Source organism: Pacificoceanicola algae (assembly GCF_049341065.1).
GTDB lineage: Bacteria > Pseudomonadota > Alphaproteobacteria > Rhodobacterales > Rhodobacteraceae > Pacificoceanicola.
In genome coordinates this window covers 122,321-144,738 of sequence record NZ_JBMPIX010000007.1, presented here as the reverse complement: position 1 = coordinate 144,738, position 22,418 = coordinate 122,321, and the positions used below count along the sequence as shown (strand labels likewise).

Genomic DNA, 22,418 nt, shown 5'->3' with positions numbered 1-22,418 from the left:
ACGAAAAAGGCCGCGCAAAGGGTGCGCGGCCTTGGATTTGTGCAGTTTGAGCGGTGCTCAGAGCGGATCGCCGATGATCGAGGTCGAGCCCTGCTTGAAGTCGCCCGTGGCGATCGTGGGCGGGGCAACGCCCGAGCAGACCGGTTTGCCGTATTTATCAAGGCGCGACGACAGGTAACCTTCGACGCCATCGTCAATGATCCAGTGATCGCAGCCATTGGGGTCAACCCAGATACCAGCATGCATGTCGCTCAGATTGCCCGAGTCGATGCCGCGGTCGATGCTTTTGTCGGGGCCATAGGCGCCGATGCCTTCACCGACTTCACAGCCCGCAAGGCCCGCGGCAGCGCTCAGAACAAGGACCAGTTTTGTCAGTTTCATTGTGTCAGGTCCCTTCAGCGAATGCAGATGATTTCGACGCGGCGGTTTTTGGCCATGCCGGTGGTGGTGGCGTTCGAAGCAACCGGCCAGCGTTCGCCGTATCCGCGCACATCCGAAATATTCGCCCCTGTCGACTTGGCGACATTGGCCACGGCCAGAGCACGATTATAGCTCAGCCGCAGGTTATAGTCGTCCGACGCGCGGCTGTCGGTGTGGCCCGTGATGATGTAGGCCTGCGCCGAGGCGCTGCGGAAGAATTCCGCCAGTTTTTGCTTGCCTGCCGCCGAGATGCGGTAGCTGTCGGTGGCAAAGAACTGATCGGTGTTCATGACGCCGCAGGTGTTGCCACGGTTGCAGACCGGCAGACCTTTGCGATCAAGGTGCGGGTCCATGTAACCTTCAACACCGTCATCCATGACCCAATGTTCGCAGCCATCCGGGTCAATCCAGATGCCGGGAATATATTGCTCACCCTTTATAACGCGGGTGTTTTGCGTAGAAATGAATGCTGTTTTTTGCCCTGTCCCGTCGGCCATCACCGGCGTCGCGGCCGTGATTCCCGTCAGGGCAGCCAGCGCAAGCGCGCCGACGGCTTTGGTAATGCGATTCGCCACAGCCTGTGTCCCTTGGTTCGTTGTTTCCCCCAGCGCGCAAATCCCAATATTGGCAGCGGGAGCGCGCTAACTCACTATAATCAACACATTAGCAAACATATCTTGGGTGTGAAGCGAAAAGGCGCTGCTTTTGCTCCGGATTCGGAAACAATCCCCGGTTTCTGGGCGCTCATCCGTGGATAATTCTCAGCGGGGTTGAGAAACAACAACTGCGCTGCGGTTCAGCCCGAGATCAGCTCGCCCTTAAGCGAATTGGGCCCGGATGAGACGATTCGCACCCGTGCCAGATCGCCTTTGGCAAGGCGCTCGGATTCGACGTGAACGGCGTGCAGGTATTCCGACTTGCCGACCATCTGACCCGGCAGGCGGCCGGTCTTTTCAAACAGAACCGACACCTCGCGGCCGACCATGGCATCCTGCAGTTCGCGCTGTTGGCGGGTCAGCAGGGCCTGAAGACGCTGCAAGCGGTCGTCCTTTTCCGCCTCATCCACCTGTGCACGCTCCGCCGCCGGGGTGCCGGGGCGTTCGGAGTATTTGAACGAGAAGGCCGAGCCGTATTTGACCGCCTTAATCAGCGCCAGGGTGTCCTGAAAGTCCTCTTCGGTTTCCTCGGGGAAGCCGACGATGAAATCGCCTGACAGGTGCAGGTCAGGGCGCGCGGCGCGCAACCGGTCAATCAGGCGGAGGTACTGCTCTGCCGTATGGCTTCGGTTCATCCGCTTGAGGATCTTGTCGCTGCCAGCCTGCACGGGCAGGTGCAGATAGGGCATCAGCTTGTCGCAATCGCCATGCGCGGCGATCAGGGCATCGTCCATGTCGTTCGGGTGGCTGGTGGTAAAGCGGATACGCTCGAGCCCGTCGATCCCAGCCAATTCGCGGATCAGGCCAGCCAAACCGCCCTCGTGTCCGTGATAGGCGTTGACGTTCTGCCCCAGCAAAGTGATCTCGCGCACGCCGCGTTCCACCAGATCGCGGGCTTCGGTCATCACGCGCTGCGCAGGGCGCGAAACTTCGGCGCCGCGGGTGTAGGGCACCACGCAGAAGGCGCAGAATTTGTCACAGCCTTCCTGCACCGTCAGAAACGCAGTCGGGCCGCGCTTGGCCTTGGGGCGCGATTGCAGATGCTCGAACTTGTCCTCCTCGGGGAACTCGGTGTCGAGCGCCTTTTCTCCGGCCAGTGCCTTTGCGGTTAGCGCCGGCAGGCGGTGATAGCTTTGCGGGCCGACAACCAGATCAACCATCGGCTGACGGCGCATGATCTCTTCGCCCTCGGCCTGCGCAACACAGCCTGCCACGCCGATCTTGAGATCGGGTTTCTCTGCCTTCAGACCTTTGTATCGCCCAAGCTCGGAATAGACCTTTTCGGCGGCCTTTTCCCGGATGTGACAGGTGTTGAGCAGGATCATGTCCGCATCGTCCGGGCTGTCGGTTGTGACATAGCCCTGTCCGCCCATGGCCTCGGCCATGCGTTCGCTGTCATAGACGTTCATCTGGCAGCCGTAGGTCTTGATGAATAGCTTTTTGGGCGTTGTCATGGGCCTGTCCTGTCGCGCGTCCGGTGGGGGATCGGAATCGTCGTCGAAAATTCCGTGCTCCGCCAATATCAGAGGCCGCAGATAGCCCGAATCCACCCTGCCTTGCAATGCACGAGATTTTCACAGATTCTATGGCAGAACGCCGGGGCAGGGGCGCAGGATGCAGTATTCGAACCTTCACGACTTTCTTCAGGCGGACAACGCCGCGCTGGCCAAGGGGCCGGTGGCGATGATCTTTGCCGAGGATGATGTCGAACTGGCGACAACGCTGCGCCACCATCGGCAGTTGGGGTTCGAGGTGACGATCGCCTTTATGGAGCCGCGCTATGATCTGCCGCCGGATCTGCGTGAAAAAACCATTCGCATTGATTTCAATCCTCGGCTGGAAGGCGCTTTGCAGAGCAACGTCAACGCACTGATCGCCGCCGCGCCGGGGCAGTGGCTATATTACTGCTATAACGCGGAATACCTTTTCTATCCGTTCTGCGAAACTCGGCGCATTACGGAATTGCTGGCCTTTCACGCCGAAGAGCGTCGCGATGCCATGCTGACCTATGTTGTCGATTTGTATGCCGGTGATCTGAACCAATGGCCATTGGCGGTGTCTTTGGACGACGCCTACCTTGATCGCTCGGGCTATTACGCACTGGCGCGGCGTGATGCTGAAAACGACGATCACCCGAAAGAGCGGCAGCTTGATTTCTATGGCGGTCTGCGCTGGCGCTACGAAGAGCATGTCCCGCAGGAACGGCGCAAGATTGACCGGATTGGCCTGTTCCGCGCCGCGCCGGGGCTGAAATTGCGCGACGACCACACGTTTTCCGACGAAGAGTACAACACATATGCCTGTCCGTGGCACAACAATCTGACGGCGGCGATCGCGTCGTTCCGCACTGCAAAGGCGCTCAAGTCAAACCCGGGAAGCACATTCGACATCAAAAGCTTTCGTTGGCACAATTCCATGCCGTTCGAATGGCATTCGCGGCAGCTTCTGGACCTTGGCCTGATGGAGCCGGGGCAATGGTTCTGAGCGACACGGTGACGTTTCCTGACTCTTATGAGATGGCTTTGGCGGCACCTGTCGGGGATTGAATCTTCGCGTTTTTCGGGAATGAATTCTGAAAAAACAGGAATTGCGGTATTGAAATTGGGGGGTCGCTCCACACTCCCGATTCAATACCCTGACTGAGAATCGCGCGGAAATAGGCTGGCGGTCAGGAACTGAGGAAGCGCGCGTAAATCTCCAGCGCAACTAAGCCGGGTTTTCTGCGGCGAAGGTACGCCTAAACGTGGAAGGCGTAGGGTTCGTTGAGAGCGACAGAGGGCTTCCTGTTAACATGATGAATTTATTTAGAGAAGTTTGCGAATTTCGAGAGTTCCGCGTCACGCGAAATTTCTGCCCGCTTGCTGGCTGCCGTTGCGCAGATGCAAAAGAGTAAATTTTGGTCAAATTCCCCTGCACCTCGTCATTTTGCCGATGCAGGATCTAGACAGTTAACAAAACATTAATTAATCAGAACTCGGGATGTTTGGCGGGGCAGTTTCACGATCTGTTCACGTTGTTGCTTATTTGGCGTTTCATCCTTTCAAATGCTTTTGAAGGACCCGGTGTATGAGTTTGGCAGAATTTACAACGAGTGTGGACACGGCCCCTTCTATTGGTGCCCAGCGCGAAGAGTTTCGACGGGCAGGCAGGTCTGGCTACCTGCGTATCTCGAAGCGCGCATTTGACATCGTTCTCGCTGTTGTTTTGCTTCCGGTTCTTCTGCCTGCCATTGCGTTTCTTTGGGCCGCAACGCGCCGCGACGGTGGCCCCGGTTTTTTCGGGCACGTTCGCGTCGGCCATAATGGCAAGCCTTTCCGCTGCTGGAAAATTCGGACGATGGTTCCGGACGCCGAGGTGCGGCTGGCGAAATTTCTTGAGGGAAATCCGCAGGCCGCGGCCGAATGGACCCGCGACCACAAGCTGACCGATGATCCACGCGTCACCCGCTTTGGAGACTTCCTGCGTCGCAGCAGTCTTGATGAGTCGCCGCAGATCTGGAACGTGTTGAAAGGCGAGATGAGCTTTGTTGGTCCGCGTCCCGTGGTGCGCGCAGAGATGCGCAAATATGGGCAGTATCGCGTTGCCTATTTGTCAATGAAACCGGGGATTACCGGACTTTGACAGGTCTCGGGCCGCAATGATGTCAGCTATGAAGAACGGGTGCTCATGGACGCGGAATATCTTCGCAATGTATCCTTGCGGATGGATATCAGGATCATCTGTGCCACTGCGGGCGCCGTTCTGAAAGGGACGGGCAAGTAAGCGGTCGGCTTAATCAGGAACCGCTGTCTGTTGCATGCGCCAGACAATTTCTGTCATTTTTATTGTTTGTTTGGTTTGCTTTCGGGCTGTGAGTAAGTCGTGCCCTTCGCGGTGTTCTTCGTGGAATGGTCGTGCCGGTGGCGAAACAGGAACGTCCCCAGCATTATCGTCACCGTCGCGGCGGCCAGCAATCCCGCAAGGTCCGACGCAATCTGCGCGACTTCGGCGATTTGTCCGGCAAAGACAAATCCAAGACCAGTGTAGATACTGACCCAAAGCGCCTCTCCGCTGACGCTGCCGAAAGTAAAGCGTTGCCAGCCAAGCCCCATCGCGCCGCCGATCAGGTTGACGTAGGGGCCAAGCGGGCTGAGCAGCCAGCGCGTCAGGAAAACCGCAATCCCACCGCGTTGCTCAAGCAGTCGGCTGGCTCTTTGCACTGTATCGGCGGTTTTCGGGCGCCGTTGCAACCGCGAGACAAGCGGCGTGCCACCCTTGTTCCCGATCAGATACCCGGTCTGATCGCCGACCACCGCCCCGGCAAAGGCCGACAGCGTGGCGGTCAGAAGGTTCAGATCCCCGGAGGCGGCAAAGGCGCCGCCTGCCAGCATCATGAAAGAAGATGGAACCGGAAGGGCTAGGCAGGACAAAAAGGTCACGGCCATCAAAATCCAGCCGCCATATAGCGGGACCAATGCCAGAAACGCGTCAGTCATTCCGTGTGGTCCGGAATTCCAGAATCGCCGCTTCCAGATCTTTCGCCAGTTGGTCAAACGGGACGTCGCGCGCTTCGGCCAGTTCATCCAGCGTCTGCCCCTGCACGATAGTCTCGCGTGTGAAACCCAGCGCGCCTCCAATGATTTCCGGCGGTACATGCCAGGAATGAGCGACATAGCCCGGGGTCATCCAACCTGCGATCTGCTCATCGCGGTGGGTGGGGTCGGCCCAATAGAAGGAATGCACCACAAGGCGCCCGGAAAAGAACAGGGTCAGCAGCAAAGCCAGCGTAAAGCCACTGGTCAGGATGGGGTGTCTGCGGAAAGCAGCGCGAAGGCGGCGTATCATGGACGCAGGCTAGTCTGCTTCGCCGCCCGGCGCCAGTCTGTCTCAGATCTCGGGGGCCGAGGTGGGCTGGGCAAAGGTGCACAGCCCGTCATGGCCATCACTCGACCGGATCAGGACGCCGTTTTCAAACAGGGCATGCACGTATTTCGGCGCATCTCCCGGCCCGTAGGCATAGCTGAGGCAGGACTGATCCCAGTTGTCCGGGTTCCTCTCAAAGCCGCTTTCCGGGCCGAAGGTCAGAAAGGCGTCATTCTCGCTGCTGCCCGGCTTCAGCTTGGTCGCCATGCCGTCAGCGGACGGTGCAGAGGAGGGTGCAGCGGCTTCAATGCAGCCGGAAAGGGACAGGGCCGTCAGCCCGCACAGAACAAGACGCAGCATGCGCGGATCTCCTTAGAGGTTGTCGTACTGCGGCATCCCCAGCACGTGATAGCCGCCGTCCACGCGCACGATTTCACCGGTGGTGCAAGCGCCCGCGTCGGAAATCAGCCAGACGGCCGTACCGCCCACCGCGTCCAGCGTCGCGTTGCTGCCCAGAGGGGCGTTCATGTCGGTGTGCTTGTAGGTCTTGCGCGCGCCGCCGATGGCAGCGCCGGCAAGGGTTTTCATCGGGCCGGGGCTGATCGCGTTGACGCGGATGCCATCGGGGCCAAGATCGTTGGCCAGATAGCGCGTGGCGCTTTCCAGCGCCGCCTTGGCCACGCCCATGACGTTGTAATTCGGCGTCACACGAGTCGAGCCCATGTAGGTCAGGGTGATCAGCGTGCCGCCGTTAGTCATCAAGGGATGGGCGCGGCGGGCGATGTCGATAAAGCTGTAGGCCGAGATATCGAGCGAGTTCTTGAAGTTCTCGCGAGAGGTATTGAGGATCCGCCCGGTCAGTTCGTTCTTGTCGGAATAGGCGATGGCATGGATGACAAAATCCAGCCGGTCCCAGCGTTTTCCCAGTTGTTCGAAAGCCGCATCAAGGCTGGCATCGTCGGTCACATCCACGTCGACCATGAAATCGCTACCGACGCTGGCCGCCAGCGGCTCCAGCCGCTTGCCAAAAGCTTCGCCCTGATAGGTAAACGCCAGCTCCGCCCCGGCTTCGGCACAGGCCTTGGCAATGCCCCATGCAATCGAGCGTTCGTTCGCCACGCCCATCACAAGCCCGCGCTTGCCGTTCAGTGAAATCGTCATCCTGCCCCTCCGGCTTTTCCCATTACCTGACTGGAACGCGCCGTGAGGTCAAGCCGAAGCCAGTGGCAGCAGGCTTGCCCGAACTGCGGCGGACTGCAAGGATGGTGTTCTGCGCACAAGGAGTTTGGCTCATGCCCGCCATCGAGATAGTGGTTTGCGAAAGCTTGCCACCCCGCGAAGGTTTGAATGCTGTTCTGACACAATATTACGATCTGATCGTAAAGCGGATGAGGGACATGGGGTTCGACATTGATCCGGCCGCACCGAAAAGCGCGATGGCGGAATTCTGGGAACATGCGACCGACTACCTGCCGCCAGACGGGGCCCTTGTGATTGCGCAGGCGGCGGATGGCGACATTGTCGGCTGCGGCATGCTCAAACGGCTGGATCAGGACACGGGCGAATTGAAGCGGGTGTTCGTCACCGAAGCGGCACGGGGAACGGGCACGGGTCGGCGGATGATCGAACGGCGGATGCAGGTGGCGCGGCAAATGGGGTTGAAACGCCTTGTCGCGGATACACTGACGCCGAATGTAGAAATGCGTGCGCTGTATCCCAAGCTTGGTTTTACCGAGGTGCCCGGACCGATTGAGACAACGACTTATCGCGATCAGCCGATGCTGCGCCCACATCTGCATTACTTTGTGATGGAGCTTGAGGGCGATGAACCTGCGTGAACCTGCGATCAGGAGCGCCGATATCCGGCGCTCCCTCGATATTGGATCCGCAGTTTAGTCGCGGAATCTCGACAGGATCATCGAGCCATTGGTGCCGCCGAACCCGAAACTGTTGGTCATCACAGAGTCGAGGCCCGCATTGTCCACACGTGTCGTGGCGATTTCCGCTGGTTTCAGCGCCGGGTCCAGCGTTTCGACATTGATCGACGGGATGATGAAATCATGCTCCAGCGCCAACAGGCAGTAGATCGCCTCTTGCGCACCCGTCGCGCCTTGGGAATGCCCCGTCATGGATTTGGTCGAACTGACCGGCGGGGTAGATCCATCGCCAAAGACGCGGCGCACCGCCTCGATCTCGCCCACGTCGCCGACCGGGGTCGAGGTGCCGTGCGCGTTGATATAGCTGACCTTGCGGCCTTCGGGCAGGGTGCTAAGCGCCACCCGCATCGCGCGCTCGCCGCCTTCGCCGGAGGGGGCCACCATGTCGGCGCCGTCCGATGTGGCGCCATAGCCGGTGACTTCGGCGTAAATCTTGGCGCCACGGGCCTTGGCGTGCTCCAGTTCTTCAAGCACCAGGATGCCGCCGCCGCCGCCGATGACAAACCCGTCGCGGTCCGCGTCAAATGCGCGGGAGGCCTTATCCGGGGTGTCGTTATACTTGGAGGACATCGCGCCCATGGCGTCGAACAGGCAGGACAGGGTCCAATCCAGTTCCTCGCCGCCGCCCGCGAACATCACGTCCTGCTTGCCCATCATGATCTGTTCTGCCGCGTTGCCGATGCAATGCAGAGAGGTCGAGCAAGCCGAGGTAATCGAATAGTTGATGCCCTTGATCTGGTACGCCGTGGCAAGGTTCGCCGAGACGGTCGAGCACATGCATTTCGGCACCGCGAATGGCCCGATCCGCTTGGTGGACCCGTTCTTCAGAACTGCCTGATGCGCGACCAACATGGCGCTGGTGGACGGGCCGCCGGACCCGGCGACCAGACCGGTGCGCGGGTTCACGATGTCCTTTTCCTCAAGCCCGGAATCGGCAATCGCCTGACCCATGGCGATATAGGCATAGGCGGCACCCGGACCCATGAAGCGCAGGGTCCGCTTGTCGATATGTTCAGAGACATCCAACTTGATGTCGCCCGCAATCTGACTGCGGAACCCATGCTCTTTCATCGCCTCATTGGCGGTGATCCCAGATTTACCAGCCTTGAGAGAGGCCAGAACCTCTTCGGCATTGTTCCCGATGGAGGAGACAACCCCCAGACCTGTGACAACGACGCGGCGCATGCGGCCTCCTTACGGTTTGCTTACGTCTGTGTAGGGCATGCAAGGCAGTAGGTGCAAGGCGGTAGGTCATGCGCCTTGCGGCAGCAAACCCGCCCGTCCGTGGTCATTGAGCACGCAGCGCAACTGTGGCAGCCTGATCCAAGCCCGCGTCCGCTCAGGAGCCGCAAGATGCCCGCTGACCCACACGCGCTCCGGCGCTTTGACGAACTGGACGGCAAGACGCTTTTGATCTGCGTTGGCGCCACCAAATGCGCGACAAGCTGGCTGCACGGCTATCTGGGCGGGCTGCCAGAGGTCGCGGTTTCTCCGCTCAAGGAATTGCATTTTTTCAACGCGAAATTCCCGCAAAACGCGCTGGGCGACATGGAGGCGTTTTCGCTTGCCCGGTTGCGGTTTCATATGGCCCAGGCGGAGGACATGGCTGACGCGCTGAAACAACGCCCGGCTTTTCAGGCGAGTGTCGAACGGGTGCAGATGATCTATGATGACAACGCCTATTTCGGCCATTTTGCCCGTCTGTGCAGCGCCCGGACCCGGGTGTTCTGTGACATCACCCCGGCCTATTCGGCAATGGGCCAAGAGGCGTTCGACTACATCAAGGCGTTTTGCGCAGCGCAGGCCGTCCAGCTGAAACTGCTGTTCGTGATGCGTGATCCGGTTGCGCGCTTGTGGTCGCAACTGCGCCACTTGCAGCAGATGAACCCCGAGAATGACGCGCTGGCGAAATGGCCCGAGGCGATCCAGTCTCCCGGCATTCGCGCCCGCGGTGATTACCGCGCGACCGTGACGGCGCTGGATGCCAGCTTTGCCGCTGCCGATGTCCTGTATATGTTTTACGAAGACCTTTTTTCCGACGCCTCGCTTGGCAAGCTTTGCGATTTTTGTGGGGTCGAGCCGGGGCCGGCGGACTTTGACAAGAAGCGCAATCAGACCACCGTGAAACAGCCTTTGCCCGAGGACGCCCGGACGGCTCTCGCGCAGATGTTGGCGCCGCAATACGATTTCTGTCGGGCGCGTTTCGGCGATTTGGTCCCCGCTGATTGGCAGGGCGACCCCTGAGTTTTGGCTCTGCGTGAAAGCCACTGTCAGGAATACCTGACTATGAAAATCCGGTCCGAAGATTAGTGTAGTGCTTGTAGTTATTAAGTTTCAAAACAGTTTTTCGAGTTGATTTTCCAGCCCCGGCACCGGGGCGATTTTCAAGAGGATTTGGATATGCCTGAGGATCTTCGTATTGGTTTTCGTTTCTTCGCAAACGACAACGGCGACAGCATCGCGAACGACAAAGCTGAACGTGCCGCGATGATGCATCTGGAAAACGAAATTGCGCGTTTTGCTGCGTTTGATCACCTTGAACGCGCGGTTCAGGCTGTCCAGACGGCGGCCGCGCACAACACCCCAAGCGTCGACAGTTGGGAGGACAACGTACCGCCTGACTTGACAGACGGTTTCGACTTTTTGCTGTAGCGTCTGGACGCGCAGCCTGCGATGCCAGACCGGCAATTCCGACTATGGCGCCAGGCTGCTGACAGACGCAGATCGCCAAATTATTAAAGGGCGCGCTTTGCAGGCGCGCCCTTTACCTTGATGTCGTGCTCACGCCCCTTGTCAGCTTTCGGACAGGGCGACTTTCATGTCCTTGACCTGATAGATCACTTCGCCATCGGCCTCGACGATACCGTCGGCAACGCCCATGGTCAGGCGGCGGGTTTGGATCGCCTTGGTGAAATCGATCTTGTAGGTCAGCATCTTGCGGTCCGGGCGCACCATGCCGGTCAGCTTCACTTCGCCGACACCAAGCGCATACCCGCGCCCTTGCCAGCCGCGCCAGCCAAGGTTGAAACCGGTCAGCTGCCAAAGACCGTCAAGACCAAGACAGCCGGGCATGATCGGGTTGCCGGGAAAGTGACATTCAAAGAACCAAAGGTCCGGCGTGATATCGAATTCCGCGACGATGTGGCCCTTGCCATGGGCCCCGCCATCAGCCGAAACGTCGGTGATCCGGTCCATCATCAGCATGGGCGGCGCCGGAAGCTGCGCGTTGCCAGGGCCGAAAAGTTCGCCCGCGGCGCATTTCAGAAGATCTTCCTTGCTGAAGCTGGTCGGATATTCGGCCATGTTCGGCGCGCTCCCATATGGTTTGGTCTTGGATTCGCCCCCTCTATCATCGCGTCCCGACGGCTTGCAAGAGCAGGCTTTGCCCCGCGAATAGCATGAAATCCGGGCAAATCCGTTTGAATTTCTGCCGAAAGAGGCTCTATATATACAACACGTCGAGGAGGACAGGACCCGTGATGCATCACAAGGCAGTTGAACGCGGACAGGAATGGCTGGGCAAGTCCGAGCTGCGCCCGACGCGCCAGCGTGTCGCTTTGGCGGCTTTGCTGGTGGGCGATGGGCAGGATCGCCATGTCACCGCCGAGGGTCTGTTTGACTCAGCCCGCGATGCTGGTGAAAGCGTGTCGCTCGCCACGGTTTACAACACGCTCAAGGCGTTTTGTGATGCGGGCCTCATGCAAGAGGTCACGGTGGACGGCTCGAAAAGCTATTTCGACACCAACACCCACGATCACCCGCATTTCTATTGGGAAGACGATGGCCGCCTGACGGATGCACCCGCCGAGCAGCTTCAGATCATCCGCATCCCCGATGCCCCGGAGGGCGCGGAAATCGCCAGCGTCGACGTGGTGATCCGCCTGCGCCGCAAGTAGCGCCAGACTCAGGCGCTGTCCTGCAATTCCTTGTCTTCGTCAAATCGCAACCGCGCCTCGTCGATCAGGGGCAGATTATCCAATGCCCAAAGCCCTATGGCCTTGACTGGTTCCTTGAAGGATTCGCCCAAAGGCGTCAGTTCGTATTCCACCTTGGGCGGAATGGTGGGGTGATAGGTGCGGTTGACCAAACCGTCGCGCTCGAGTTCGCGCAGGGTCAGGCTCAGCATGCGCTGGGAAATCCCCAGGTGGCGCTTGAGTTCGTTAAAGCGCATCACGCCATACTGCGCGAGTGAGATCACAACCAAAACGCTCCATCGGTCCCCGACGCGCGACAACACTTCGTTGATGCGCTTGCAATCGGGGCATTTCGCTTGGTCCTTCATGGGTGGTTCCCTTTGTGTAACCGGGGCTCAGAAATGTGCCTTCTTGTCGGCCTTTCGGTATCGCTTATATAGCAGGTCACAAATGTATACCACTTCAAAGAATGCAAGGACCGACCCAATGACCACCACGCTGTTTGACAAGCTGAACTGGCGTTACGCCACCAAGAAAATGGACCCGAGCAAGCCCGTCCCGCAGGACAAGGTTGACCAGATCGTCGAGGCCGTGCGCATGGCGCCGACCTCGTCCGGCACCCAGCCGTTCCACCTGTTTGTCATCACCAATCCCGAAACCCGCGCCGAGATCCGCAAAGTCGCGTGGGATCAGGCGCAGATCACCGACGGCTCGCACCTGTTGGTTTTTGCCGCCTGGGACAACTACACCGCCGAGAGGATCGACAATGTTGTTGAGCAGATGGAAGATGAACGCGGCAAAAGCGAAACGCTGAGCGGTTACTACGACAACCTCAAAAACGCCTATTTGCCACGCGCAGAGGACGTGAACTACAATCACGCCGCGCGTCAGGCTTACATCGGGCTGGGCTTTGCGCTGGCCGCTGCTGCCGAGCTGGAAGTCGACAGCACCCCGATGGAAGGGTTCGACCCGGAGGCTGTCGATGCCATCCTTGGCCTGCGTGAAAAAGGCCTGCGGTCGGTGGTTCTGTTGCCGTTGGGGTACCGTCAGGAAGAAGGCGATTGGTTGGTAAAGATGAAAAAGGTGCGCAAACCGCGCGAGGAATTCGTCACGCAGGTCGCCTAGGGCTTGCCTGACAGGCGGCTCTTGGCTATAGAGCCGCCTGTCGATAAGGCGAAAACGCCGCAAAACACATGAGTCGAGCAGGGTCGGGCAACTACCGGCCCTCTTTGTTTTGCATCTCGCCAACATGACCAAACGCAAGACCGGCGGAGACAACCGCATGGCCAGAAAACCGAAGTAAAAGGATCTAGACGCCACATGGCAAACGCAACAATGGAAGAATTCGAAGCCCTCTTGAACGAGAGCCTCGAAATGGACACCCCCGATGAGGGCTCTGTCGTTAAAGGTAAGGTCATCGCAATTGAAGCAGGCCAAGCCATCATCGACGTCGGCTACAAGATGGAAGGCCGCGTTGATCTGAAAGAATTCGCAAATCCCGGTGAAGCCCCTGAAATCGCTGTTGGCGATGAGGTCGAGGTTTACCTGCGCGCGGCTGAAAACGCCCGCGGCGAAGCTGTTATCTCGCGTGAGATGGCCCGCCGTGAAGAAGCATGGGACCGCCTGGAAAAAGCATACGCAGACGACGCTCGCGTCGAAGGCGCGATCTTTGGCCGTGTCAAAGGTGGCTTCACCGTCGATCTCGGCGGCGCCGTTGCCTTCCTGCCCGGCTCCCAGGTTGACGTGCGCCCCGTGCGCGACGCTGGCCCGCTCATGGGTCTCAAGCAGCCGTTCCAGATCCTCAAGATGGACCGTCGCCGTGGCAACATCGTTGTCTCGCGTCGTGCAATCCTTGAAGAATCGCGTGCCGAGCAGCGTGCCGAAGTCATCGCCAACCTCACCGAAGGTCAGGCCGTTGACGGTGTGGTCAAGAACATCACCGAGTACGGCGCATTCGTCGACCTTGGCGGCGTAGACGGCCTGTTGCACGTGACCGACATGGCATGGCGCCGTGTGAACCACCCCTCCGAAATCCTCACGATTGGCGAGACGGTCAAGGTTCAGGTCATCAAGATCAACAAAGACACCCACCGCATCAGCCTTGGCATGAAGCAGCTGCAGGAAGATCCGTGGGATCTGGTTGGCGCCAAGTATCCGCTGGCCTCTGTGCATAAAGGTCGCGTCACCAACATCACCGATTACGGTGCATTTGTTGAGCTCGAGCCCGGTGTCGAAGGTCTGGTTCACGTCTCCGAGATGTCCTGGACCAAAAAGAACGTGCACCCCGGCAAGATCGTTTCGACCTCGCAGGAAGTCGACGTCATGGTTCTGGAAATCGACGGCGCCAAGCGTCGCGTGTCCCTTGGCCTCAAGCAGACCCAGCGCAACCCGTGGGAAGTGTTTGCAGAAACACACCCCGAGGGCACGCAGGTCGAAGGCGAAGTCAAGAACATCACCGAATTCGGTCTGTTCATTGGCCTCGAAGGCGAGATCGACGGCATGGTTCACCTTTCGGACCTGTCCTGGGATCAGCGCGGCGAAGAAGCCATCCAGGAATACCGCAAGGGCGACATCGTCCAGGCCGTGGTTTCCGAAGTCGACGTCGAGAAAGAGCGTATCTCCCTCTCGATCAAGGCACTGGGCGGCGACAAGTTCGCTGACGCCGTTGGCGGCACCAAGCGCGGCTCGATCGTGACCGTTGAGGTCACCGCGATCGAAGACGGCGGCATCGAAGTGGAATACGAAGGCATGAAGTCCTTCATCCGCCGCTCTGACCTGTCCCGTGACCGTGCCGAGCAGCGTCCCGAGCGTTTCAACGTTGGTGACAAGATCGACGTCCGCGTGACCAACATCGACGCCAAGACCCGCCGTTTGGGTCTGTCGATCAAGGCACGCGAGATCGCTGAAGAGAAAGAGGCCGTGGAACAGTACGGTTCTTCCGCTTCGGGCGCATCGCTGGGCGATATTCTTGGCGCAGCGCTGAAGGGCGGCGACGAGTAATCCTCGCTCCGTGCGAGAACAAAGATTTGGGCCCCGGGCAGCGATGTCCGGGGCCTTTTTTGTTGCGAATCGGGGCATCTGCTCTGCGCTGCGGCATTTGCCCGAGGCTGGATCCGGTTGGCGAAATCATGCCGGCTATCCCTTTGGAAGCCTCCAAAGCGCTGCAAATCATGGGTTTTCCCCAAACTTGCCGGTTTCGCATTCGGATTTGGACCAGTATAGTTTCCCTGTAACAAGCGTTTGCGAAAAAAGCGCACCAGGGGGATTTGCGACCATGATCAGGTCAGAATTGATCCAGAAGATCGCCGACGATAATCCGCATCTTTATCAGCGGGATGTTGAGCGGATCGTCAATACGATCTTTGAGGAAATCACCAATGCCATGGCTCGGGGAGACCGGGTCGAATTGCGGGGCTTCGGGGCCTTTTCGGTCAAGAAGCGTGATGCGCGAGTGGGACGGAACCCTCGAACCGGGGAATCGGTCGAGGTTGAAGAAAAGCATGTGCCTTTCTTCAAGACCGGCAAGCTGCTGCGCGACCGACTGAACGGAAAGTAAGACGACCGATGCGTTACATTCGCTATGCCTTTCTTGCGGCTCTGGCCATTGTTTTGGTGACCTTGGCCTTGGCCAACCGGCAATCCGTCGTCCTGAATACTTTGCCCGAAGGGCTGCGCGGCTTTCCCGGCGCAGGTCTGGTGGATTTCTCGATCGAAATGCCGCTGTTTCTCGTGATCTTTGGCGGGATTCTTGCGGGTCTGCTGATCGGGTTCATCTGGGAATGGTTCCGGGAACACAAGCATCGTGCCGAAGCCAGCCGCAAGACCGGCGAAGTGCGCAAGCTGGAGCGTGAGTTGAAGAAAACTCAGGCCGAGCGGGACAAAGACAAGGATGAGGTGCTCGCGCTGCTGGATCAGGCGAGCTGACCTTTTACCGGGAAGGGGCTTTAGCCCCCGCGCAGTTTAGCTGCGCTTCCCCGGGTTTTTGCTGACAAGATGAAGAAGGGGCGCGGGAGATGCCGGATGTCCGTGTCAAAATTTGTGGGCTGACACAGCCCGCGGATGTCGAAGCCGCCGCCAAGGCAGGCGCGGCTTATGCCGGCTTTGTGTTCTTTCCCAAAAGCCCGCGAAACGTGACGCCGGAAGTGGCGCGCGCCTTGGCCCTACTTGCGCCGATCGGTTTGGCAAAAGTGGCTTTGGTGGTGGATGCCTCGGACGCCCTGCTGGATGAAATCACGGACCAAGTGCCGCTGGACCTGTTGCAGCTTCATGGCAAGGAAAGCCCGGAGCGCGTGGCCGAGATCCGGTCCCGCTACGGTCTGCCGGTGATGAAGGCGGTCGGTGTCGCGGATGAAGTGGATCTGCCAAAACTTGGCCTATATGCTCAGGTCGCCGATCAGCTTTTGATCGACGCCAAGCCGCCCCGAACGGCTGAACTGCCCGGTGGCAATGGGCTGTCGTTTGACTGGCGTTTGGTGGCGGGCAAGCGTTGGGCCAAGCCGTGGATGCTTGCCGGGGGGCTGACACCCGAAAACGTGGGCACGGCAATTGCCATGACGGGCGCGCAGCAAGTGGACGTGTCGTCCGGCGTGGAAAGCGCGCCGGGTGTGAAGGATGCTGCCAAGATCGCCGCGTTCGTCGCGGCGGCAAAGAGCGCCAAGCCGATCCCGAAGCTTTAGAGCAATTCCAAAACCCGCTCGGGCGGGCGGCCGATTACTGCGCGATCCTTGGCAAAAGCGATGGGGCGCTCGATCAATTTTGGCGCTGTTGCCATCGCGGCCAGCAGTTTTTCGTCGTCGTCCGTCTTGGCCAGACCCATGGCTTTGAATTCGGCCTCATTGGGGCGCATCATGGCGATGGCGGGCAGCCCGAGTGCCTTCTGCGCCGCCTTCAATTCGATCAGAGAGGGCGCGTCATCCAGATATTTGCGCAGCTCGACGGTCGCGCCGTTTTCTTCAAGCAGGGCAAGGGCCTGCCGGGATTTCGAGCACCGTGGATTGTGCCAGAGGATCATGTCCAGTCCTTTCTACCTGTACCAACGGCCTGCGCCACGTTGGCAAAACCGTCCCGTGCGAGCAGAGCATCGAGCCCTGTAACGATCTCTTGGACAAGGCTGAGGCCGCCGTAAACCAGCGCAGTATAAAGTTGGATCGCCGAGGCCCCGGCACGAATTTTCTCATACGCCTGTTCTGCCGAGCCGACACCGCCGACCCCGATCAGGGGCAGGCTGCCTTGGGTCAACTCGGACAGGCGCGCCAGAACGCGTGTGGATTTTTCGAACAGCGGCTGGCCCGAGAGGCCGCCCATTTCGCTTGCGTGGCCGGATTTCAGCCCATCGCGCGACAGGGTTGTGTTGGTGGCGATCACGCCAGCGACACCTGAGGAAAGCGCAACATCGGCCACATCGACAAGGCCCTGATCGTCAAGATCGGGGGCGATTTTGAGAAAGACAGGGATCGGTTTTCTCAGCTTTGCGCGCGCTTCCATGACGCCCGCCAGAAGGGCGGAAAGCGCCTTTTTGCCCTGCAAATCCCGCAGGCGTTCGGTGTTTGGAGAGCTGACGTTGACTGTGGCGAAATCCAGATCGGTGCCGCAGTGCGCCAAGACCTTGGAAAAATCCGCCGAGCGGTCGTCGCTGTCCTTGTTGGCGCCAAGGTTGAGACCCAGAACCATGCCGCTTGGGCGCTGCGCAAGGCGGGCGCCAATCGCCTCCATCCCCTGATTGTTGAACCCAAAGCGGTTAATCGCGGCTTTGTCTTCGCTCAGGCGGAACAGGCGCGGCTTGGGGTTTCCGGGTTGCGGTCGTGGGGTGGCAGCGCCGACTTCGACAAATCCGAAGCCTGCGCGGGCCAGACCTGTCAGCGCTTCGGCGTTTTTGTCGAACCCCGCCGCAAGGCCAATCGGATTGGGCAGGTGCAGGCCCGCCACCACGCAGCGCAAACGGTCCGAGGTCAGCTCGCCCGGTGCCGGTGCCAACCCGGCGCGTAGGGCAGTCAGGGCCAGCCCATGGGCGCGCTCAGGATCGCAACCGCGCAGCAGTTTCAAACCCGCCTGTTCGAGCAGTTTCATGCAAAACCTTCCGGGAATTCGTGCCCGTCCGGGCCAAGTGGCAGGGGCTTGGACCAGACCGCCTGCGCATAGCGCAGCGGTGCGTAAAGATGCGGAAACAGCGCGCCGCCCCGCGATGGCTCCCACTTCAGGGCATCACCCAGCGCGTCGCTGTCAAAAGCGACAAGAACCAGCCCTTCGACTCCGGCGAAATGCTTGGACGCGGTTTCGCGCGCCTGTTCGTCGGTGGAAAAATGGACATACCCATCAGAGATGTCGATTGGCGCTCCGGCGGTTTCCCCGCGAGATTGCAAAGCCGCCCATTCCTCGGCGCGAAGGATCTTGTAAATAAGCATGAGTGCTTGTTGCCTTGACGCGGGGCAGGGGTCAAGCGTCCGCGCGCAGGCGGGCCAGTGTTGCGTCGAAATCCGCGCCGTCGGCAACTTTCGCGGCGTCAGACTCCGGGCGCGATCATCGACACAGCCACAAAGGTGCAAAGAAGGCACTTCGTTTTGAACATGTGGGCCTGCGCATTTTTCCCGCATGGGTGTCGCCTGCCTGTCATGTGACGCGGCGACATCCTGTTTCTGTCTTTGACTCTCGCCCCGAGGTGGAGTCACCCTGTGCGCATATAAAAACCCTGACAGAGAGGTTCACCATGTCTTTTCGCCTTATGAGTGGTGCCGCCGCCCTTGCCCTTATGGCAGGGCAGGCCTACGCCGACTATTCCCTGACCATCCTGCACACCAACGATTTCCATGCCCGTTTTGAGCCGATCAGCAAATACGATTCGGGATGCGGAGCTGAAGACAACACCGAAGGTAAGTGTTTTGGCGGGTCTGCCCGTCTGCAGACGGCCATCACCGAGGCCAAGTCGCGCACCAACAACTATATCCTTGTGGATGGCGGCGACCAGTTTCAGGGCACGCTGTTCTACACTTATTACAAAGGCAAACTGGCCGCCGAGATGATGAACCAGATGGGCTATGACGCGATGACCGTGGGCAACCACGAATTCGACGATGGCCCCGAGGTGCTGCGCGGCTTTATCGACTCGGTGGATTTCCCGGTTCTGATGTCCAACGCCGATTTCTCGGGCGAGGAATTGCTGGCCGATACGCTGCTGAAAAGCACGATCATCGAACGCGGGGGTGAAAAGCTGGGCCTGATCGGCCTGACGCCGCAGGACACCGATGAGCTGGCCTCGCCGGGCGACAATGTCATCTTTACCGAGCCTGGCCATGCGGTCGCGGAACAGGTGGCCCGCCTGACGGACGAAGGCGTGAACAAGATCATCGTGTTGTCCCACTCCGGTCTGAACGTCGACAAGTTCGTTGCAGAAACCGTTCCGGGCATCGACGTGATCGTCGGCGGGCACGACAACTCGTTGCTGTCGAACACCATCGAAGGCGCCAAGGGGCCGTATCCTGTCATGGTTGGCGACACCGCCATCGTGCAGGCCTACGCCTATGGCAAATTCCTGGGCGAGCTGAACGTGACCTTCGATGACGAGGGCAAAGTGATCGAAGCCATGGGCGAGCCGATCCTGCTGGACGGGTCCGTGGCCGAAGAAGAGGGCACCAAGGCCCGCATCACCGAGGCCGCTGCTCCGCTTGAAGAGGTGCGCAACAAGGTTGTGGCCGAGGCCGCCGCTGCCATCGAAGGCAACCGCGATGTTTGCCGCGCCATGGAGTGCTCGATGGGCAATCTGGTGGCGGATGCCATGCTTGCGCGTGTCAAGGATCAGGGCATCGATATTGCGATCGCCAACTCTGGCGGATTGCGCGCCTCTATCGATGCAGGCCCTGTCACCATGGGCGAAGTGTTGACGGTCCTGCCTTTCCAGAACACGCTTTCCACCTTTCAGGTCAGTGGCGCAACGGTCGTCGAAGCGCTTGAAAACGGGGTGAGCCAGATGGAAGAGGGCGCAGGTCGCTTCCCGCAGGTGGCGGGCATGACCTTTACCGTCGATCCCAAGGCCGAGCCGGGCAGCCGCATCTCTGACGTCATGGTTGGCGGCGCTCCGATCGATTTGGAAGAAACCTATGGTCTGGTGTCCAACAACTACGTCCGCAACGGTGGTGACGGTTACAACATGTTCCGCGACGCCGACAACGCCTATGACTTTGGCCCCGACCTTGCCGATGTCACCGCGGAATACATCGCGGCGCAGGGCCCCTACGAACCCTACACGGATGGCCGCATCACCGTGAAGGAATAAGCCAAACAGAGCCGCGCCGGGAACAACCGGCGCGGCCCTTTCTTCTTGCCAGCCAAGCCTTGGTGCGGGGGGTTGCGCGCAAGTGGACTGACGCGCCTAGCCCCTCTGGTCGAAATCGCGCGCCTCTGGCACAATACTGCCATGGACCATCCGCTGATCGATCTCATCAACGCCAAGATTCAGGCCGCCGAGGCCGAGGGCGCCTTCGACAACCTCGAAGGGGCGGGGAAACCGCTGCCGCCTTGCGATGATCCCGAAAACGCTGTTCTGCACCGAATCCTCAAGGACAACGGCGCTGTGCCCGAGATCGTCTCGCTGTCGCGCGAACTGTCCCGCCTGCGCGCCGAACTGCGCGAGGCCACTGATCGCACCGACCGCCGCCGCATCATTCAGGACATGTCCATGCTCGAAGCCCGGATCGAGATATCCCGCAAGCGCGGCTGACTTGGCCTTGGCTGCGTGTCGTGGCACTGTCGCGCTCAAAGCCCCAAAGAAAGCACAGGCATGGTCTCGACCCGCGAACAGTATGAAGCTTACCCCTATCCAGAACGCGACCCGGCGGATGAAGCCAAACGCCTGATCACCGGATCGCCTTCGCATCCGCTGGAAATCGACCACCACCTTTTTTCGGGTCAGCGCGACTGGTCGCAACCCTTGCGGGCCTTGGTTGCGGGCGGTGGCACGGGTGATGGGCTGATCCAGCTGGCGCAGGTTCTGACCTCGGCGGGCGCGCCCTATGAGATCACTTATGTCGACCTCTCGACAGCCTCACGCGCGGTGGCCGAGGCGCGGGCCAGGGCACGCGGTCTGAAAGGGATCACCTTTCACACAGGCTCGCTGCTGGATGCGCCGGACTATGGCAGCTTTGACTACATCGATTGTTGCGGCGTGCTGCATCACCTGCCGAAACCGGAAGAGGGGTTCAAAGCCCTTCGAGCCGCGCTTGCCCCGGGGGGCGGTCTTGGCTTCATGGTCTATGCGCCTTACGGGCGTTCCGGGGTATATCCGCTGCAACAAGCCTTTGGCGCGCTGTTCGAAGGGCTCGATCCGAAAACCCGGCTGCACCGTGCGCAAAAGATCGTTGCTGCCTTGCCGGATGGGCACCCCTTCAAGGCCAACGTGAACCTTGGCGATCATGCGGTCAGCGATGCGGGATTCTATGACCTTTTGCTGCATGGTCAGGATCGGGCCTATGACATCCCCGATCTGCTTGAAGTTCTGGAAAACACCGGTTGGCGTCTGCAGGGCTTTCCGACCCCGGCGCTGTACGATCTGTCGCGCATCGCCGAACGCCCCAAGGGGATGAGCGACGCAAAAGCAATGGAGGTCGCGGAAAAGCTGCTGGGCACGTTGAAGATGCACATCGCCTATGCTGTGCCGTCCGAGGATACCCGCAAACCTGCCAAAGGCAGCAACCGCAAGCTTGTGCCGCATCTGCGCGGGGTGCAGGCGGGTGCCTTGGCGCAGGCCGTTGCCAAGGGCAAACCGATTCCGGTCAGCCTGAAGGAGATGAAGACAACCCTGCGCCTGCCACGCGAGAGCGCCGCTCTGATTGCCGGGATCGATGGCAAACGCAGCCTGTCCCAGATTGCTGAGGGCGCGCGGCTGGATCCGCTGGCCTTTGGCGCTGCCTGGAGCAAGCTGGAGCGCGAGCTTGGTGACTGGGGGCTGCTGCTCTACTCCAACCTCTTGCGCAAAGGATAGGGGGATGTGCGGGCGCTTTGCGGTCACACTGCCACCGGACGCCATGGCGCAGCTTTTCAGTGCCGTGCCCGGTAACGATCTGCCGCCCGTGCCAAACTACAACGTCTGCCCGACCAACCAGATCCACGTGGTGCGCAGCGATGACGGCCAAAGGCGGCTTGGAGCCATGCGTTGGGGATTTCTGCCGCATTGGTACAAGGCGACGAACGCTGGCCCCTTGCTGATCAACGCCCGCGCCGAAACCATCGCTGAGAAACCTGCCTTCAAGGCGGCGTGCCGGGAAAGGCGTTGCCTGATTCCCGCGACCGGTTTTTACGAATGGACCAAGGATGAAGGCGGCGCGCGCCTGCCATGGTATATCCGGCCTGCGGGTGAGGGGCCTTTGGTCTTTGCCGGTGTCTGGCAGGATTGGGAGCGCGACGGGGAGGCTTATCGCACCTGCGCCATCGTCACCTGTGGCGCCAATGCCCAGATGTCGGCGATCCATCACCGCATGCCGGTGATTCTGGCACCCGAGGACTGGGGGAAATGGCTGGGCGAAGAAGGGCGCGGCGCTGCCACCTTGATGGCGCCGGCGCCCGAAGGGGCCCTGACCTTTTTCCGCGTCGGAACCGAGGTCAACTCGAACAGGGCGAGCGGCGCGCAGTTGATCGAGCCGCTTTCGCCCTGATCGGGGACC

Annotated in this window: 26 protein-coding genes and 2 pseudogenes; 15 read left to right on the top strand and 13 right to left on the bottom strand. The window is 60.0% G+C overall.

Annotation, left to right across the window (positions count from 1 at the left end):
• Positions 1-57 precede the first annotated feature (57 nt).
• The 3 genes from ACOYQJ_RS12780 to miaB all read right to left on the bottom strand — a co-directional run bounded on the left by ACOYQJ_RS12780 (position 58) and on the right by miaB (position 2,530).
• Positions 58-381 carry a hypothetical protein gene (locus ACOYQJ_RS12780; RefSeq protein ID WP_422906409.1) on the bottom strand — a complete coding sequence of 108 codons (324 nt, stop codon included), beginning with the start codon at positions 379-381 and terminating at the stop codon, positions 58-60.
• Between the two features lie 14 nt (positions 382-395).
• On the bottom strand, positions 396-995 hold the full coding sequence (locus ACOYQJ_RS12775; protein WP_422906408.1) for an OmpA family protein: 600 nt from the start codon (positions 993-995) through the stop codon (positions 396-398).
• A gap of 221 nt (positions 996-1,216) precedes the next feature.
• A complete protein-coding gene (gene miaB, locus ACOYQJ_RS12770; RefSeq protein WP_422906407.1) occupies positions 1,217-2,530 on the bottom strand; it encodes a tRNA (N6-isopentenyl adenosine(37)-C2)-methylthiotransferase MiaB in 1,314 nt (437 codons plus the stop codon).
• Between the two features lie 160 nt (positions 2,531-2,690).
• On the opposite strand from miaB, the gene ACOYQJ_RS12765 reads away from it, so the two are divergent.
• Together ACOYQJ_RS12765 and ACOYQJ_RS12760 are read left to right on the top strand one after the other, a co-directional pair.
• Entirely contained in the window at positions 2,691-3,560 is an 870-nt protein-coding gene (locus tag ACOYQJ_RS12765; protein WP_422906406.1) for a hypothetical protein, read from the top strand.
• 582 nt (positions 3,561-4,142) lie between these two features.
• Positions 4,143-4,838: pseudogene (locus ACOYQJ_RS12760) on the top strand (sugar transferase).
• 59 nt (positions 4,839-4,897) lie between these two features.
• Here ACOYQJ_RS12760 and ACOYQJ_RS12755 read toward each other — a convergent pair.
• From ACOYQJ_RS12755 to ACOYQJ_RS12740, 4 genes are read right to left on the bottom strand one after another with little or no spacing between them, the layout of a single operon-like run.
• A complete protein-coding gene (locus ACOYQJ_RS12755) occupies positions 4,898-5,551 on the bottom strand; it encodes a DedA family protein (RefSeq protein WP_422906405.1) in 654 nt (217 codons plus the stop codon).
• Complete coding sequence (locus ACOYQJ_RS12750) at positions 5,544-5,900, bottom strand: hypothetical protein (protein WP_422906404.1); 357 nt, start codon at positions 5,898-5,900, stop codon at positions 5,544-5,546. The genes ACOYQJ_RS12755 and ACOYQJ_RS12750 overlap by 8 nt, the downstream gene beginning before the upstream one ends.
• A 42-nt stretch (positions 5,901-5,942) precedes the next feature.
• Entirely contained in the window at positions 5,943-6,278 is a 336-nt protein-coding gene (locus tag ACOYQJ_RS12745) for a hypothetical protein (protein ID WP_422906403.1), read from the bottom strand.
• A 12-nt stretch (positions 6,279-6,290) separates the two neighbouring features.
• Positions 6,291-7,079, bottom strand: a complete 789-nt coding sequence (locus ACOYQJ_RS12740; RefSeq protein ID WP_422906402.1) for an enoyl-ACP reductase FabI — start codon at positions 7,077-7,079, stop codon at positions 6,291-6,293.
• A gap of 131 nt (positions 7,080-7,210) precedes the next feature.
• Here ACOYQJ_RS12740 and ACOYQJ_RS12735 point away from each other — a divergent pair, with 131 nt between their 5' ends.
• Positions 7,211-7,756 carry a GNAT family N-acetyltransferase gene (locus tag ACOYQJ_RS12735; protein WP_422906401.1) on the top strand — a complete coding sequence of 182 codons (546 nt, stop codon included), beginning with the start codon at positions 7,211-7,213 and terminating at the stop codon, positions 7,754-7,756.
• A 54-nt stretch (positions 7,757-7,810) separates the two neighbouring features.
• On the opposite strand, the gene fabB is transcribed toward ACOYQJ_RS12735, so the two are convergent.
• The gene (fabB, locus tag ACOYQJ_RS12730) at positions 7,811-9,040 is read right to left on the bottom strand and encodes a beta-ketoacyl-ACP synthase I (RefSeq protein ID WP_422906400.1); all 1,230 of its coding nucleotides are present in this window, start codon (positions 9,038-9,040) and stop codon (positions 7,811-7,813) included.
• 168 nt (positions 9,041-9,208) lie between these two features.
• Between fabB and ACOYQJ_RS12725 the strand changes: the two genes are divergently transcribed.
• Together ACOYQJ_RS12725 and ACOYQJ_RS12720 are read left to right on the top strand one after the other, a co-directional pair.
• Positions 9,209-10,099, top strand: coding sequence for a sulfotransferase (locus tag ACOYQJ_RS12725; protein ID WP_422906399.1), 891 nt, complete (start codon positions 9,209-9,211; stop codon positions 10,097-10,099).
• Positions 10,100-10,255: 156 nt separating this feature from the next.
• Entirely contained in the window at positions 10,256-10,507 is a 252-nt protein-coding gene (locus ACOYQJ_RS12720; protein ID WP_422906398.1) for a hypothetical protein, read from the top strand.
• Between the two features lie 141 nt (positions 10,508-10,648).
• Here the strand turns inward: ACOYQJ_RS12720 and fabA are convergent, their stop codons facing one another.
• Positions 10,649-11,158, bottom strand: coding sequence for a bifunctional 3-hydroxydecanoyl-ACP dehydratase/trans-2-decenoyl-ACP isomerase (gene fabA / locus ACOYQJ_RS12715; protein ID WP_422906397.1), 510 nt, complete (start codon positions 11,156-11,158; stop codon positions 10,649-10,651).
• 176 nt (positions 11,159-11,334) lie between these two features.
• On the opposite strand from fabA, the gene irrA reads away from it, so the two are divergent.
• Positions 11,335-11,751: an iron response transcriptional regulator IrrA gene (gene irrA, locus ACOYQJ_RS12710; protein WP_422906484.1), complete on the top strand. Its 417-nt coding sequence runs from the start codon at positions 11,335-11,337 to the stop codon at positions 11,749-11,751.
• An 8-nt stretch (positions 11,752-11,759) separates the two neighbouring features.
• Here irrA and ACOYQJ_RS12705 read toward each other — a convergent pair whose 3' ends face one another.
• Positions 11,760-12,137 (bottom strand): winged helix-turn-helix transcriptional regulator, encoded by a 378-nt coding sequence (locus tag ACOYQJ_RS12705; protein ID WP_422906396.1) that lies wholly within the window; start codon positions 12,135-12,137, stop codon positions 11,760-11,762.
• 118 nt (positions 12,138-12,255) lie between these two features.
• On the opposite strand from ACOYQJ_RS12705, the gene ACOYQJ_RS12700 reads away from it, so the two are divergent.
• The 5 genes and pseudogenes from ACOYQJ_RS12700 (at position 12,256) to ACOYQJ_RS12680 (ending at position 16,445) form a co-directional block, all read left to right on the top strand.
• Entirely contained in the window at positions 12,256-12,894 is a 639-nt protein-coding gene (locus tag ACOYQJ_RS12700; protein WP_422906395.1) for an NAD(P)H-dependent oxidoreductase, read from the top strand.
• Between the two features lie 177 nt (positions 12,895-13,071).
• A pseudogene (gene rpsA / locus ACOYQJ_RS12695) lies at positions 13,072-14,769 on the top strand (30S ribosomal protein S1); the annotation flags it as partial.
• A 274-nt stretch (positions 14,770-15,043) separates the two neighbouring features.
• Positions 15,044-15,325 carry an integration host factor subunit beta gene (gene ihfB / locus ACOYQJ_RS12690; protein WP_132245905.1) on the top strand — a complete coding sequence of 94 codons (282 nt, stop codon included), beginning with the start codon at positions 15,044-15,046 and terminating at the stop codon, positions 15,323-15,325.
• Between the two features lie 8 nt (positions 15,326-15,333).
• Positions 15,334-15,693: a LapA family protein gene (locus tag ACOYQJ_RS12685; RefSeq protein WP_422906394.1), complete on the top strand. Its 360-nt coding sequence runs from the start codon at positions 15,334-15,336 to the stop codon at positions 15,691-15,693.
• 89 nt (positions 15,694-15,782) lie between these two features.
• Positions 15,783-16,445, top strand: a complete 663-nt coding sequence (locus tag ACOYQJ_RS12680; RefSeq protein WP_422906393.1) for a phosphoribosylanthranilate isomerase — start codon at positions 15,783-15,785, stop codon at positions 16,443-16,445.
• Here ACOYQJ_RS12680 and arsC read toward each other — a convergent pair.
• From arsC to ACOYQJ_RS12665, 3 genes are read right to left on the bottom strand one after another with little or no spacing between them, the layout of a single operon-like run.
• Positions 16,442-16,780, bottom strand: coding sequence for an arsenate reductase (glutaredoxin) (arsC, locus tag ACOYQJ_RS12675; RefSeq protein WP_422906392.1), 339 nt, complete (start codon positions 16,778-16,780; stop codon positions 16,442-16,444). The genes ACOYQJ_RS12680 and arsC overlap by 4 nt on opposite strands.
• Positions 16,777-17,835: a quinone-dependent dihydroorotate dehydrogenase gene (locus ACOYQJ_RS12670; RefSeq protein WP_422906391.1), complete on the bottom strand. Its 1,059-nt coding sequence runs from the start codon at positions 17,833-17,835 to the stop codon at positions 16,777-16,779. The genes arsC and ACOYQJ_RS12670 overlap by 4 nt, the downstream gene beginning before the upstream one ends.
• The gene (locus tag ACOYQJ_RS12665; protein WP_422906390.1) at positions 17,832-18,170 is read right to left on the bottom strand and encodes a DUF952 domain-containing protein; all 339 of its coding nucleotides are present in this window, start codon (positions 18,168-18,170) and stop codon (positions 17,832-17,834) included. The genes ACOYQJ_RS12670 and ACOYQJ_RS12665 overlap by 4 nt, the downstream gene beginning before the upstream one ends.
• A 302-nt stretch (positions 18,171-18,472) precedes the next feature.
• On the opposite strand from ACOYQJ_RS12665, the gene ACOYQJ_RS12660 reads away from it, so the two are divergent.
• The 4 genes from ACOYQJ_RS12660 to ACOYQJ_RS12645 all read left to right on the top strand — a co-directional run bounded on the left by ACOYQJ_RS12660 (position 18,473) and on the right by ACOYQJ_RS12645 (position 22,409).
• Entirely contained in the window at positions 18,473-20,035 is a 1,563-nt protein-coding gene (locus tag ACOYQJ_RS12660; protein ID WP_422906389.1) for a bifunctional metallophosphatase/5'-nucleotidase, read from the top strand.
• A 141-nt stretch (positions 20,036-20,176) separates the two neighbouring features.
• Positions 20,177-20,479 (top strand): DnaJ family domain-containing protein, encoded by a 303-nt coding sequence (locus ACOYQJ_RS12655; RefSeq protein WP_422906483.1) that lies wholly within the window; start codon positions 20,177-20,179, stop codon positions 20,477-20,479.
• A 60-nt stretch (positions 20,480-20,539) separates the two neighbouring features.
• Positions 20,540-21,739 (top strand): class I SAM-dependent methyltransferase, encoded by a 1,200-nt coding sequence (locus ACOYQJ_RS12650; RefSeq protein WP_422906388.1) that lies wholly within the window; start codon positions 20,540-20,542, stop codon positions 21,737-21,739.
• Between the two features lie 4 nt (positions 21,740-21,743).
• Positions 21,744-22,409, top strand: a complete 666-nt coding sequence (locus tag ACOYQJ_RS12645; RefSeq protein WP_422906387.1) for an SOS response-associated peptidase — start codon at positions 21,744-21,746, stop codon at positions 22,407-22,409.
• The last annotated feature ends 9 nt before the right edge of the window (positions 22,410-22,418 follow it).